Origin of the sequence: Enhygromyxa salina (genome assembly GCF_002994615.1) — a bacterium.
Taxonomy (GTDB): Bacteria; Myxococcota_A; Polyangia; order Nannocystales; family Nannocystaceae; genus Plesiocystis; species Plesiocystis salina_A.
The window spans coordinates 1-12,733 of the sequence record NZ_PVNK01000158.1; the positions used below are offsets into that span (position 1 = coordinate 1).

Genomic DNA, 12,733 nt, shown 5'->3' on the forward strand with positions numbered 1-12,733 from the left:
GCCACGCACGGCCGCTGCGCGGCCGGTCGCTCGGTCGCTGGGCTCCCTCGCTCGGTGGGCTGGCATGAGCTTCGCCGTGGTCTGCATGGCCCCCTAAAAGGGGGCTCGTTTATTTGACCCCCGCGGCCGTCAGCGACTCTGCCACGCACGGCCGCTGCGCGGCCGGTCGCTCGGTCGCTGGGCTCCCTCGCTCGGTGGGCTGGCATGAGCTTCGCCGTGGTCTGCATGGCCCCCTAAAAGGGGGCTCGTTTATTTGACCCCCGCGGCTGTCAGCGACTCTGCCACGCACGGCCGCTGGAGGGAATCGAGTGGGCGCTCGAAGGAGCGCCCGCTCATTTTGGTTCGGGGGCGAGCTCGACCTCCACGCGAACGCCCGAGAGCGCGGCCACGCCCGAGAGCTCGTCGACCTCGCGTGGGTCGGTCAGATCGTTGATGCTGACGCCTGCGTGCTCGTTGGCGACGGCCAGGCGGGTGTGCTCGCGGCGATGACCGAAGCCATGGGGGAGGCTGACGACGCCGGGCATGATCCCCTCGTTGAGCTCGAGCATGACCTGAACCTCGCCGACCCGCGAGCGGACCCGGACCTCGTCCCCGGGCCGCAGCGCGAGGCGCTCGGCGTCGCTGGGGTGCATCAGCAGCGTGCACGCGGGCTTGCCGGCGACGAGCTTGGGCAGGTTGTGCATCCACGAGTTGTTGCTGCGCAGGAGTCGACGCCCGATCAGGGTGAAGCAGGGCCGGGCCACGCTCGGCGCCCGCGGGCCGGTGGCGCCGAGCGGGAAGCTGCGCTCGAGACGACTCAGGTCTTCGATCAGGTGCACGGGGGCGAGCTCGATCCGCCGGCCCTTGCCGGGCATGCGCTCGGGCAGGCAGGGCTCGAGCGGGCCGAGATCCACGCCGTGCTGCTGGGCCGCCAAGCTGGCGAGATCGAGGCCCTTCGCGCGGCGACCCAGGACTGGGACCGATCGCAGGGCCTTGGGCAGCACGCGTCCGTGGGGCCCCGCGCGCAAGCCCAGGTCGATCAGGCCGTCGGGCCCAAGGCGCCCAAGCAGCTCGTGGACGCCGCGGCTGACGAGGCTCGTGGTGCCGCGCAGCTCGTCGATCCGGGTCCACAGCCCATGGAGGATCTGCCAGTCATGGCGTGCGTCGCTCGGCGGGTCGAACAGCGGTGGCGACCACTTGGCGGTGTTGCGCACGGCGAGGAGGTGAAACACCAGATCGTAGTGGCTGCGCTCGAGCGGAGACGTCGGGGGCAAGATCAGATCCGCGTAGCGGCTGGTCTCGTTGACGTACATGTCGATGCTGACCTTGAAGTCGAGGCGCTCGATCGCGCGGCCGAGGCCGGAGCCGTCGGGCGTGGACAGCACGGGGTTGCCGGCCAGGGTCAGGAGGCCGCGGATCGCTGCGAGCGGCTCGTGGCTCCCGCGCCGGTCTTCGTGACCCGCGACGACGTCCTCGGCGAAGCTCGCAACCGGGAGCTCGCCGCCAAACTCGGGCAGCCCGCGGACGCGGCTGTGCCAGCGCCCGAAGGCCCCCGGGCCGACGCCGAGGCCGCGCGGCATGGCCAGCGGATCGACGGCTGGGCGGGTGAACATCGAGCCTCCGACCCGATCGAGGGCACCCGTGAACACGTTGAGCAGGTTGATCGCCCAGTGGCTCAGCGCGCCAAAGCGCTGGGTCGAGGCACCAACCCGGCCGTAGACCACGCCCCGTCGGGTGACGAGCTCGCGGGCGAGCTCGCGGATGCGCTCGGCCTCGATCCCGGTCGGACCGGCCGCCCGCTCGGGTGTGAAGCCCTCGACCGCGCTGCGCACCCGACCTGCGCCGCTGACCATCGCGGCCAGACGCCCGGGGCGCTCGCGGCCCTCCGACACGATCACCTGCAGCATCGCGAGCAGCAGCAGCGCGTCGGTCCCGGGCTGCACGTACACGTGCGCGTCTGCGAGCTTGGCGGTCTGTGTCTGGCGTGGATCGACGACGACGACCCGACCCCCACGACGCTGGATGCCGCGGAGGCGCCGGCGCACGTCGGGGGCGCTCATGATGCTGCCGTTTGAGACCAGCGGGTTGGCCCCGACGATCAGCATGTGCTCGGCGCGGTCGATGTCGGGGACCGGCATCAGCAGCTGGTGGCCGAACATCAGGTGCGCGACCAGCATCTGCGGCAGCTGGTCGACCGAGGTCGCCGAGTAGCGGTGGCGGGTCCGGAGCGCGCGCAGGAAGGGCGGCCCGTAGAGGACCACGGCGTGGTTGTGGACCGCGGGGTTGCCGAGGTAGACCGCGAGCGCGTCCTTGCCGTGATCTTTTTGGACGCGGTGGAGCCCCGCGGCCGCGGCGTCGAGGGCGTCCTCCCAGTCGAGCTCGCGCCAGCCCGTGCTCGTGCGTTGCAGCGGCCGTCGGAGGCGGTCGGGATCGGCGTGGAGCTGGGCGAGCGCGGGGCCCTTGGGGCAAAGGTGGCCGCGGCTGAACACGTCGTCCTGGTCGCCCCGGATGGCGACGATCTCCTGGCCCGCGGTCTCGATCGCCAGACCGCACATGGCCTCGCACAAATTGCAGGTGCGAAAGTGGGTCGCGCTCTGGCTCATGCGCGGCAGTATACGGTCGCGTTGGGGCGGCTTCGACCCAGGCCGGCGGCCCCGCCCGGCGAAAAAACAGCTATGGTTTCGCCTTCGCGACATGTCCGATCCGTCGCACTTCGATCCTGACGACATCGCCCGTGACGATCAGCGGCTCGCGAACGCGGCCGAGCGCATGGGTCCGGCCCTCGACTTCTGGTTCCGGCCGGAGATCCGCGGGCTCGACCGGATGCCCGGCGGCCCCGCGCTGCTGGTCGGCAATCATAACGGCGGCTCGATGTCGCCAGACTCGTTCGTGATCGCGGTCGCCCTGTATCGCGAGCTGGGCGTCGACTACGTGCCTTACTGGCTCGCACACGACATGGTCGTCAGCATGCCCTTGTTCCGCGAGATGGTGCCCTTCGGGGTCTTGCGGGCGTCGAGCGCGGTCGCCCACGAGGTGTTCGCGGCCGGTCGCAAGGTCCTGGTCTATCCCGGCGGCGAGCAAGACACGCTGCGACCCTGGGCCGAGCGCGATCGGATCATTTTTGCCGGGCGCACAGGCTACGTCCGCCTGGCGTTGCGCGAGCGCGTGCCCGTGATCCCGACCGTCGTCGCCGGGGCGCACGAGGTCTTCGTGGTCCTCGGCGCGGGCCCGGTGCTCGCGCGGCTGCTGCTGACCAAGCCCTTGTTCCGGGTCAAGACCTGGCCTTTGACCCTGAGCTTGCCCTGGGGTCTGACCCCCGGTCCGCCACCTCTATATTTGCCCTTCCCGGTCCGGATGCTCGGAGAGATCCTCGATCCCATCGAGTTCGAGCCCAACGGTCCCGACGCCGCCGCCGACGACGCCTATGTCCAGCGCTGCGACGACCTGGTCCGCGCCCGGATGCAGTCGGCGCTGAGCCGCCTGGCGCTCGAGCGCCGCTCGACTGGGCGCTATGCCTTCTTTGGCCGGCGCTGGGCGGGTCGCAAGGGGGGGCAGGGCTGAGGCGCGCGGCCCGAGCCTGTCTGCTGGTCGCGTGCCTGCTCGGCTGCGGCGAGGGCGAGCGCGCGCCACGTCCGGCCGAGGGCGTCGGCGATGAAGTTCGCGAGCGTCGGCGCCCGGTCGCGTCCACGGCTCCGAGCCTGGATGAGCCCGCAGCCCGGTCACGGCCGCGCCGCCGCGAACACGGCGTCGCGCCGTCGGTTGCGCCGTGTGAGCTCGTCGATCCGCCGCCCGGGCTCGTCGATCTCGGCGCACGGATCCCGACGGCGATCATCTTCGCCGGCTACCACCGGGCCGACAACTTCAGCGGCGCGCCGCTGCCGGGCTACGAGGCCCCGGGCGCCTGGCTCGAGGCCGAGGCCGCCGATGCGCTCGCCGCCGCCGCCGCCCGGCTCGAGGCCGAGGGCCTGCGGCTGATCATCTACGACGCCTACCGTCCGCGGCGCGCGAGCCAGGCGATGGTCAGGTGGTGCCGCGACAGTGATCGGCAGGATCTGATCGACGACGGCTGGATCGCTCCTCACTCTGCCCACAGCCGCGGGCGCGCGATCGATGTCGGTCTCGCGCGCAGCGACGGCCAGGCGGTCGAGATGGGCTCGGCCTGGGATCAGTTCGACTCGAGCAGCTACCTGCGCGGAGTCGAGGGCCCCGCGCTCGACCGGCGCCTCCAGCTTCGGGCGGAGATGGTCCGGGTCGGGTTCAAGCCCTACGCCCGCGAGTGGTGGCACTTCGGTTTTGACGGTGGCGCCGACGTGCCCGTCCGCGACGTCGCCTACGCTTGCCGCGACCGCTGACCGTCGAGCGCTCTACTCGTCCTCGCGCTCGGCCGTTGGCGTGGCGCCCTCGTCGGGCTTGGCCTCCGCGAGGATCTGCTGGTAGAGCTCCTCGCGGTAGACGTTGAGGCCGTTGGGCGCCGAGATACCGAGACGCACTTGTCGGCCACGAACCTCGCGGACGACGATCTCGATGTCGTCGCCAATGCGGATCTTCTGGCCGGCCTTCCTGGTGAGTGTCAACATGCTGCCTCCTTGGCGGCGTCCGACTGCCCGCGCGTGGCGGGTCGGCCCATTGGGCCGGTTGGGGGAGCTACAATTGCACGCCCAGGCACCTGCGCAATCACGCTCAGCTACTTTTTTTGCCCGATGTCGGCTTTTTTCGCGCGGACGGGGAACACGCACTGGATCGCGGCCCTGCGACGTCCGGCCAGGCGTGCGCATTTGTGAGGTGTAGTTGCTCGAAGTACACCCAAAACCGCGCGGTGGCGCGGCGTGGCCGTTCACTCGGGCGGCGTGAAGTCGTCACAAGTCGTGTCGATGATGTCGACCGCCGACTGGAAGAAGTCGTCGTAGTCGGGCGCGCAGATCGAACCGAAGATTCCGTTGTCGCCCCACGAATCGAGGAAGGCGCGCAGGCGCGCCGAGGACTCCGCGCCGCCGTTGTCGAGCGCGCCGCAGATGCCGTTGGGCAGGTCGCCGTCGCCGAACAGGCCGAGCATCACGATCGCGGTCTCGTCTCCGTTCTTGGCGTCGATCAGCGCCTGTCGCCACGTGTCGACGTTGCCGGCCGAGCCGTCGCCGTTGTCGTCGTCCTCATCGGTGATGAAGGTGACGACCAGGATCGCGTCGTCGCGCAGGAAGTCGTAGTTGCAGGTCCCGACCGCGCCCGCGCCGGACACGGCCTGGACCATCGCCTCCATCGGACGCTCGGGATCGTCGGTCGAGTCGGTCCCGACCCGGGCGGCGCACTGGAAGGTGCCGGGCAGGTTGGGCTCGGCGTCGGTCATGAAGCGCTTGCCGTTGACGAAGTTGCAGTCGACGTTGCTGGCGTTGGCGCCCTTGGGCCAGGTGATGCCGGCGCCGAGGATGTCCTCGCACTGCTGTGGCTGGGTCACGCCGCACTCGTAGCCCACGCAGACGCCAGGCAGCGGGAACGCGCACAGGAACGGGCAGCCCGCGTAGACCCACTCATCGGTGTCGGTCACCATGATGTGATAGTCCTGGGCCGCGTCGAGGGTGCTGCTGATCGAGTTGATGAAGCTCGGGAACGAGGAGGCGAGGTTGTCTTGCTCCTCGAGCATCGAGCCGGAGTTGTCGATCACAAACAGGAAGTCGACCTTCTTGCAGCCTGCGCTGTTGCCGCCGTCATCGGCGCTGCCCATCTCCTCGCCGTTGAGGACGTCGAGCTTGGGGCCCGTGTCGGTGTTGGTGTCGGCGTCGCCGTCGCCCTCGTCCGCGTCGCCATCACCGGGCTCGCCGTCACCGTCGCCAGAGTTGTCACCGGTGTCCTCGAGCGTGCTGTCGCCCTTGGTCAGGGTCCCCGCGGTCGTGGTCGCGGTGTAGATGCTGCCGCCGTCATCACCGGCGCACGCGGGCAAGAGCAGCAGCAGGGGGACGAAGTAGGCGAGCTTGTAGGCCATCGAATTCTCCAGGCAAGTCCAGTCGACCCGCGGAGGGTATCACGCTGGACCGGCTAGCAGCGTGTCCGTCGGAGCTTCTCGACCAAGGTGGTGCGGTTGAGCCCGAGCAAGCGCGCGGCCTGACTCCGGTTCCCCTCGGTCCGCGCGAGCGCCTGCTCGATCAGCTCGAGCTCGATGCGGGCGAGCAGCGCTCGTAGATCCACGCCTTGCTCGGGCAGCTCGAACACGCCGGTTCTCGTGCGCTCGGTCGCCGGGCCGACGAGTCCGGCCGCGGCGATCGGCGTTGGGATGTCGGCGACGCCGATGACACCGCCATCTGCGTGGAGCACGATCTGCTCGATCGCGTTTTCGAGCTCGCGGACGTTGCCCGGCCAGGGGTAGTCGTGCAGGTGCGCGATCGCGGCTGGCGAGAACTCGCTGGCCTCGCGCCCGAAGCGAGCGGCCGCGCGGTCCAGGAAGTGCCTGGCGAGCTGGGGGATGTCGTCGGCCCGCTCGCGCAGGCTTGGCAGGCGAAGGGGGATCTGGTTGAGGCGATCGAACAGATCCGCACGGAACCCGCCGCGCTCGGCCAGGGCCCCGAGGTCGCGCTTGGTCGCGGTCACGATGCGGACGTCGACGCGCCGGGGCCGGGTCTCGCCGACCGGCGCGAACTCGCGGTCTTGCAGAACGCGCAGGAGCTTGGCCTGCGCGGCCGGGGACATCTCGCCGATCTCGTCGAGGAACAGCGTCCCCCCGTCGGCCGCCGCGAACCGACCTTCGCGATCTCGCGTCGCGCCAGAGAAGGCCCCGCGCGAGTGGCCGAACAGCTCGCGCTCGATCAGCGTCTCGGGGATCGCCGCGCAGTTGACGGGGACGAAGGGCTCCTCGTGACGTGGCGACGCGGCGTGGAGCGCCCGCGCGACCCGCTCCTTGCCGGTCCCGCTCTCGCCGTGGATGAGGACCGTGCAGTCGGTCGGCGAGATCCGCTCGAGCAGGTGGAACACGTTGAGGAGCCGCTCGTCCTCGCCGACGATCCCGGGGGCGTGGAGGTCTCGCCACGCCGCGCGCGGATCTCGGCCATCGACGCTCGCGCTCGACCCGAGCGCCTGATGCACGCGCTCGACGATCACGCGTGGATCGAGGGGCTTGACCAAGAAGTCGCGGGCGCCGAGGCGCATGGCTTCGACCGCGGCAGGCACGCTGTTCTCAGCCGACATCATCAGGCACGGAGGCGCGCTCGGTCCGGCCTCGCGGACGCGCGCGAGCACAGCCAAGCCATCGAGGTCGTCCATGTTGAGATCGACGAGGGCGAGATCGGGCGCGGAGCTGGCGATCAGCTCGAGCCCATCGACGCCACACGACGCGGTCGTCACATCCCACCCCTGCCGCCGAAACAGGACCCGAAGCGCGGTCAGCGTGGCCTCGTGATCGTCGATGACGAGGATCGACCGGCGCCCGAGCTTGGCTCTTGTGGTCGCATTGAGACGCTCGACCTCGCTCATTGTGTGCGCTCCAAATGCGAGAACAGCCCAGGCTGTGGATCTTGGATCGAGGCTCGGTCTCGCCCCGCGCCCGTAGAGTAACGCCCCAAGGTCCCAAAAATGAGCGGTATCTGCGAAGTCTCCATTACATCCGCTACAGCAAGCAGGTGTCCGTAGTGACAGGGTGCTCGCGTCCGAGCGGGCAATTGCGATCTATCTGGTGCGACTCGATGCCACCGGTCAAAACTGGCACGGCACGTGCTCAGCACACGGCGAGCGCGTCGAGATGGCGCGCAGGAGAACCACGTAAATGAGCCTCACGCCAACCCCGCTGACACTGTTGATTGCTGCGCACGATGCGAGCCAGAGCGCCGCACTGGCCGAAATGGTCCAGAATCTTCGACCTGGAGTGCACATTGTTCAGTTTGGCGAGGGCGAGAGCGCGAGCCCCCTCGACCTGGCGATGGTTGTCGAGTCGCCCGGGCCCGAGCTGGGCGAGCTGTCCAAGCGGGTTCGCGCCCAGCACCCGGAGCTGTCGCTGGTCGTCATCGCGCCGCGCTTCGACGAGCGGGGGATCGACGTCGCCGCCGGCGTCGAGGCGACCGCGATCATTCCCAGCCCGTGCGAGTCAGGCACGCTGCTGCGTGTGCTCAAGGCCCAGGAGCGCAAGGTCAGCTTCGCGGGTCGCTGTGAAGGGGTCGAGACCAGCGAGCTTCTGCGCCTCCACGCGATCGCGGGCAGCAACGGGATCCTCCATCTGGCCGCAGAGGGCCGGTCTGGCGCGATTCACCTCGAGGACGGTCAGCCCATCCACGCCCACTGTGAGGGCCACCTCGGCGTCGACGCGGTCCGGGAGCTGCTGCGTTGGCGCGGCGGCAAGGCCACCTGGATCGCGGGACGCAGCGCCGCCGCGCGGACGATCGTGGGCCGGATCCAGGGTCTGCTCGAGCACGACCTCGGCGAGAGCAGGGGCGCGCTCGACATCGAGCAGGCGCCCCGCGATGTGCTCGAGAAGATCGAGCGCCTCGCCCAGACGACCGACATCCTCGCCGCCTACTTGCTGCGCAACACCGAGGTCATCGCCGGACGCAACGACTCGAGCCTCGACGACGCCGTGGTCGGCCGCGTGCTGACCCGGCTCTCGCAGGTCTTCCACGACATGGAGGTCCAGCAAGGTGACGGCGCGGGCACGGAGATCCAGGCCACGGTCGGGGAGCATCGGCTGGTCGTCGACCGCCTCGGCCCGAGCCGGCTCGGATTCCAGGTTGGCGTGGTGGTTCGGCAGGCGACGCCGGTCTGCAAGAGCCTGCGTCGTCTGCTGCGCCAGATCGACCGCAGCTTCCGGAGGTCGCTGGCGTCCGCCGCCCGCAACCAGGCCAGCGCCGACGCGGGCTCCGGCCAAGCGGCCAGGAGCAGCGAAGCCGCCGGCCTCCACCGCGTGGCCTAGCAGCCCGGGCTGCTAGCCCTGAATCAAGCGCTGCGCGCTCGACTCAGGCCTTCTAGTCCTCGAGGGGCCTTTCAAAAAGGCCCCTCGCTGCGGCGGCAAAGCCCCCTCCGCTCACCCCAAACGCTCGCCTTGCGGCTCGTACTAGCCCTAAATCATTCAGCTTTTTGAATTCAGCGCTAGCAGCCCGTGGCGCTGCGCGCTCGACTCAGGCCTTCTGGTCAGCGAGGGGCCTTTCAACTTTCAAAAAGGCCCCTCGCTGCGGCGGCGAAACTCCTACAAGCTCCAGGCCCGGGTCTCGGGGGTCTGGAGCACGATCGAGCGGGCCTGTCCGGCGTCGAGCCGCGAGGCCGCCTGGATCGTGGTCCGGGGCCGCGGGACCGCGCTCGTGATCATCGTGGTTCCGTCGTCCAAGATCTGCACGTTGGTGGGCGAGTCGATGACCGCGTCGCCGTAGTCGAAGCTGACGCTCTCGCCGCTGCTGAAGAATTCGGGCTCGCGCGCGCCCGTGGTCGTCGACCACTCTTCGGTCCCGTCTTTGAACAGCAGGCCGACGAGGACCTCGCCGACGGGGTCGTCGTTGGGGACGGCGCCCTCGTAGTCCCAGCTGGTCAGGGTGCGGATGCGGTTGTAGGCCTTTGACCAGCCCCAATCCGAGATCCAGGTCGGGTTGCAGTAGGTCATGAAGTCGTAGGTGCCGGTCGGGCTGTGAAAGCGAAACAGGCGGATGCCGAAGCCCCAGACGCCGGTGATGCCGTCGTCGTAGGGGTAGCTGGGGTCGACGCCGGCCGCGTCGCCGCCCGAGCAAAACACGTGCGCGCGGCCGTGGTTGTGGCCGAGCTCGTGGACCATGGTCTCGTAGCTGTAGTCGTCGCCGCCGAGCCACAGGCCCGACGAGACGCGCTCGAAGGCCGCCGCCTTGGTGTCGGTTGCGAGCCCCGGCGCGATGCCGCCTGCGCCGTCGATGCCGTTGGTGCACGCGTCGACGAGCGCGTAGTAGTAGGTGTTGGGCGGGGCCGCGTCGGCCTCTCGCTGGTCACGCAGCGGCTGCCACAGCTGGGCGAGGCTGGTCAGCTCCTCGGTCCACTGGATCGGGGTCTCGCGGCGGAACTCCCACTGGATGTTCTGGACCGGGTACTGCTCGTGGATGTAGTCGATGAACAGCTGCTCTTGCTCGGCGCTGACGGTCGCGAGATCGCCGGTGTTCGTGTTGCAGCCGTTTGCCGTGTAGGCCACGGGCATCATCACGATCTTGAGCTCGGCAGGCTCGGGCTGAACGCCGATCTGCTCCGCGCCGCCGATCGGTGACTCGATGATCGTCGTCGACTCGCGCTGATCCTCGTAGCCGGGGCCCGCCTCCCACAGCGAGAGGTGGTACTCGATCCCGGGCGGGAACTGCTCGGCGACGAGCGGGAACACGAACGCACGATCGAAGTCACCGGGGAACGAGGCGCCCTCGACCGGCAGGGTGTTCTTGATGGACTCGCTGGTGCCGTCGGGGTACTCGAGCTGGAGGACCGCGGTGATGTTGCGTGGGACCCAGTCCTCGGGGACCTCCCAGAACCCGCGCAGCAGCGTGTCCCGGTTGCCGACGACGTAGGTGTTGCGATCCGCGGGGCCGACCCACTCGCCGGCCACGGCGATCGGGACGTCGACGCCCTGGTTCACGACCACGTGGGACAGCGCGATGTCGCCTCGGGCTGGGATCGGCTCCCAGTTCGAGGTGTCGTCGCCGTCGCCGTCGCCGTCGCCGGTCGTGCCGTCGGCGCCCGTATCGACGCTGACGATGTCGACGGTGCAGGCCCCAGCGGCACCGAACACCCCCAATAGCGAGGCCGCCCAAACGAGCGTGGTGGTGCGCGTGGAGCCGAAGGACAAGAATCGCATGACATCCTTATACACCGCCAAAACGTGGGGTTGGCCGTGCAAGTTGTCGCGGCGCGCACCGCTGGGAGATCGTTCTCGGCGCTCTGGACGGCCGGGGCGGCGCCTCGGGTGTCGATCCGGCGTCGCCGCGGCCGAGCGCCGGTGGCTCTAGTTAGGTGCGCAATCGGCCGTGAGGGGCCTCTACGTTGGTGCTGAACCTGGTGAGCTGATGAGCTTTGCGGAGCTTGCGCAATTGTGCTCCTGGTGGCGGTCTTGCCGGCCTCATGAGCATCTCGCGGTTAAACTCACAAACCTGGACGAGTTTGGGACTTATTTTCTTGGCAAAAATCACACGGACGGTATGTTTGATTTGTGACGCGTCTTGGCCGCGCCTCCCATCTCGCCGTCGCCCTGGTCGGAGTCGTTGGGGCGATCAGCGCCTGCGGGGTCGGGCAGACGGGCGCGTTCGAAGCGGAGGAGGCGCTCAACACCGACGCGGGGGGCTCTGCGGATGACGGCGATCCGCTCAGTGACGCGACCCCGGCGCGGGGCATCTCGATCGTCGAGGTCGAGATCAATCAAGGTACCCGCATTCCGATCGGCTTTGGCGGAGAGTGGGTCGACGGCCCCGAACGGACCGGGTTCCTGATCGCTTCGCGTGACTCGCTCATGCGCATTCACTACGCCGTCGACGAGGGCTGGGCGCCGCGCGAGATCGAGGCCCGGCTCACGCTCGAGTTCCCCGACGGCTCGACCAAGTCGTTCACCGACACGCGCTTCGTCGAGCACGACTCCAACCGCAAGAACCTGACCGCGGGCCCGTTCTTCTTCGGGCTCATCGCCGACGACGGGCAGACGATCGCGGGCACGCGGTATCACGTCGAGCTGTGGGAGACGGTCGGGGGCCTCGGCGAGGGCTTCGAAGAGGGCGACTGGGCCAACCCGGCCGCTGGCTCCGAGCTGATCGGCTTCGAGTCGGTGCCGATGCAGATCAAGACCCTGCTCGTGCCGATCACCTACGGGGGCGTGACCGCCGGGGTCGACGACGCCACCTTAGAGACCGTCGTCAACAACCTCTACGAGCAAAACCCGGCGACCGAGATCCTGTGGGACGTGCACCCGCCGGTCGACTATCCGGGCCAGCTCAACAGCCTCGGCAGTCTGCTGCCGGTCATGGCCGAGCTGCGCAGCGACGAGGGCGCCGATCCAAACGTCTACTATCACGCGCTCGTCGACGTCGGCAGCCAGTCGCTCGGCGGCACGCTCGGGATCTCCTACCTCGCCAACGACTCGAAGACCGACGGGGGCAGCCGCGTGAGCGCGACCGTGCTCTTCGCTCCCGATCCGACGATCGCCGCCGACACCTACACCCACGAGACCGGTCACGCGCAGGGCCTCAACCACGTCGAGTGCCCCAACGCCGACTCGGCAAACCCCGATCCGAGCTACCCCTACGCCAACGGGCGGATCGGCAACTGGGGCTTCGGGATCCGGCGCTTCTTGATGTACGACCCCGACGACGCCTTCGACTACATGAGCTACTGCAGCCCGAGCTGGGTCTCGGACTGGACCTGGAACAAGACCTACCAGCGGATCAAGACCCTGACCTCGTGGGATTTCGAGGGCGCGTCCGGGGAGCCCGGCGCGGTCGAGCAGCTCTTGGTTGGCGCGATCTATCCCGACGGCACGCGCGAGTGGTGGACGATGCCCGGGGCCGTCGATCCACGCCGGGTGTCGGGTCTCGATCGCTTCGAGTTCGAGGTCGACGGCGAGCTCGTCGGGGCCTACGGCGACGTCTCGGTGCTCAGCGACGGCCAGACCCAATGGGTCAAGGTCGCGCTCCCGGCCGCGATCGACGAGCTCGACTCGATCACGCACTTTCGCGCCGGGGACTCCGAAGCCCAAGGCGAGGGGGGCCGGGCGATCGAGCCGGCCTCGCTCGCGCGAAGGGGCGCGGCCTCAGCCCGCGCGAGCGCGTGGCGGCCGAGCTTCCGGATCTATCGGCCCTGA

Annotated in this window: 10 protein-coding genes; 4 read left to right on the plus strand and 6 right to left on the minus strand. The window is 69.3% G+C overall.

The genetic code is table 11. The features are described from left to right. Nucleotides 1-332: 332 nt before the first annotated feature. The gene (locus ENSA5_RS17205; RefSeq protein WP_106392761.1) at nt 333-2,582 is read right to left on the minus strand and encodes a molybdopterin-dependent oxidoreductase; all 2,250 of its coding nucleotides are present in this window, start codon (nt 2,580-2,582) and stop codon (nt 333-335) included. Nucleotides 2,583-2,673: 91 nt separating this feature from the next. Here ENSA5_RS17205 and ENSA5_RS39215 point away from each other — a divergent pair, with 91 nt between their 5' ends. Further along, nucleotides 2,674-3,540, plus strand: a complete 867-nt coding sequence (locus tag ENSA5_RS39215; protein WP_258182885.1) for a 1-acyl-sn-glycerol-3-phosphate acyltransferase — start codon at nt 2,674-2,676, stop codon at nt 3,538-3,540. 158 nt (nt 3,541-3,698) lie between these two features. Here ENSA5_RS39215 and ENSA5_RS39220 read toward each other — a convergent pair whose 3' ends face one another. Continuing rightward, nucleotides 3,699-3,827 (minus strand): hypothetical protein, encoded by a 129-nt coding sequence (locus ENSA5_RS39220; RefSeq protein ID WP_258182886.1) that lies wholly within the window; start codon nt 3,825-3,827, stop codon nt 3,699-3,701. Between ENSA5_RS39220 and ENSA5_RS39225 the strand changes: the two genes are divergently transcribed. Continuing rightward, nucleotides 3,810-4,331, plus strand: coding sequence for a M15 family metallopeptidase (locus tag ENSA5_RS39225; protein WP_258182892.1), 522 nt, complete (start codon nt 3,810-3,812; stop codon nt 4,329-4,331). The genes ENSA5_RS39220 and ENSA5_RS39225 overlap by 18 nt on opposite strands. A gap of 12 nt (nt 4,332-4,343) precedes the next feature. On the opposite strand, the gene csrA is transcribed toward ENSA5_RS39225, so the two are convergent. The 3 genes from csrA to ENSA5_RS17225 form a co-directional block, all read right to left on the minus strand. After that, nucleotides 4,344-4,556 carry a carbon storage regulator CsrA gene (csrA, locus tag ENSA5_RS17215; protein WP_106392763.1) on the minus strand — a complete coding sequence of 71 codons (213 nt, stop codon included), beginning with the start codon at nt 4,554-4,556 and terminating at the stop codon, nt 4,344-4,346. Between the two features lie 257 nt (nt 4,557-4,813). Then, on the minus strand, nt 4,814-5,953 hold the full coding sequence (locus ENSA5_RS17220; RefSeq protein ID WP_181197850.1) for a hypothetical protein: 1,140 nt from the start codon (nt 5,951-5,953) through the stop codon (nt 4,814-4,816). Between the two features lie 53 nt (nt 5,954-6,006). Beyond that, nucleotides 6,007-7,434 carry a sigma-54-dependent transcriptional regulator gene (locus ENSA5_RS17225; protein ID WP_106392765.1) on the minus strand — a complete coding sequence of 476 codons (1,428 nt, stop codon included), beginning with the start codon at nt 7,432-7,434 and terminating at the stop codon, nt 6,007-6,009. Nucleotides 7,435-7,822: 388 nt separating this feature from the next. Between ENSA5_RS17225 and ENSA5_RS17230 the strand changes: the two genes are divergently transcribed. Beyond that, on the plus strand, nt 7,823-8,860 hold the full coding sequence (locus ENSA5_RS17230; protein WP_181197851.1) for a DUF4388 domain-containing protein: 1,038 nt from the start codon (nt 7,823-7,825) through the stop codon (nt 8,858-8,860). Between the two features lie 273 nt (nt 8,861-9,133). On the opposite strand, the gene ENSA5_RS17235 is transcribed toward ENSA5_RS17230, so the two are convergent. Then, on the minus strand, nt 9,134-10,744 hold the full coding sequence (locus tag ENSA5_RS17235; RefSeq protein ID WP_146155799.1) for a hypothetical protein: 1,611 nt from the start codon (nt 10,742-10,744) through the stop codon (nt 9,134-9,136). Nucleotides 10,745-11,095: 351 nt separating this feature from the next. On the opposite strand from ENSA5_RS17235, the gene ENSA5_RS17240 reads away from it, so the two are divergent. Then, nucleotides 11,096-12,733 (plus strand): M66 family metalloprotease, encoded by a 1,638-nt coding sequence (locus ENSA5_RS17240; RefSeq protein ID WP_106392768.1) that lies wholly within the window; start codon nt 11,096-11,098, stop codon nt 12,731-12,733.

Excerpts from the sequence above, each read along its gene's own strand:
- csrA (WP_106392763.1), bottom strand. The coding sequence starts at position 4,556 with ATGTTGACACTCACCAGGAAGGCCGGCCAGAAGATCCGCATTGGCGAC.
- ENSA5_RS39215 (WP_258182885.1), top strand. The coding sequence starts at position 2,674 with ATGTCCGATCCGTCGCACTTCGATCCTGACGACATCGCCCGTGACGAT.
- ENSA5_RS17220 (WP_181197850.1), bottom strand. The coding sequence starts at position 5,953 with ATGGCCTACAAGCTCGCCTACTTCGTCCCCCTGCTGCTGCTCTTGCCC.
- ENSA5_RS17235 (WP_146155799.1), bottom strand. The coding sequence starts at position 10,744 with ATGCGATTCTTGTCCTTCGGCTCCACGCGCACCACCACGCTCGTTTGG.
- ENSA5_RS17225 (WP_106392765.1), bottom strand. The coding sequence starts at position 7,434 with ATGAGCGAGGTCGAGCGTCTCAATGCGACCACAAGAGCCAAGCTCGGG.
- ENSA5_RS17205 (WP_106392761.1), bottom strand. The coding sequence starts at position 2,582 with ATGAGCCAGAGCGCGACCCACTTTCGCACCTGCAATTTGTGCGAGGCC.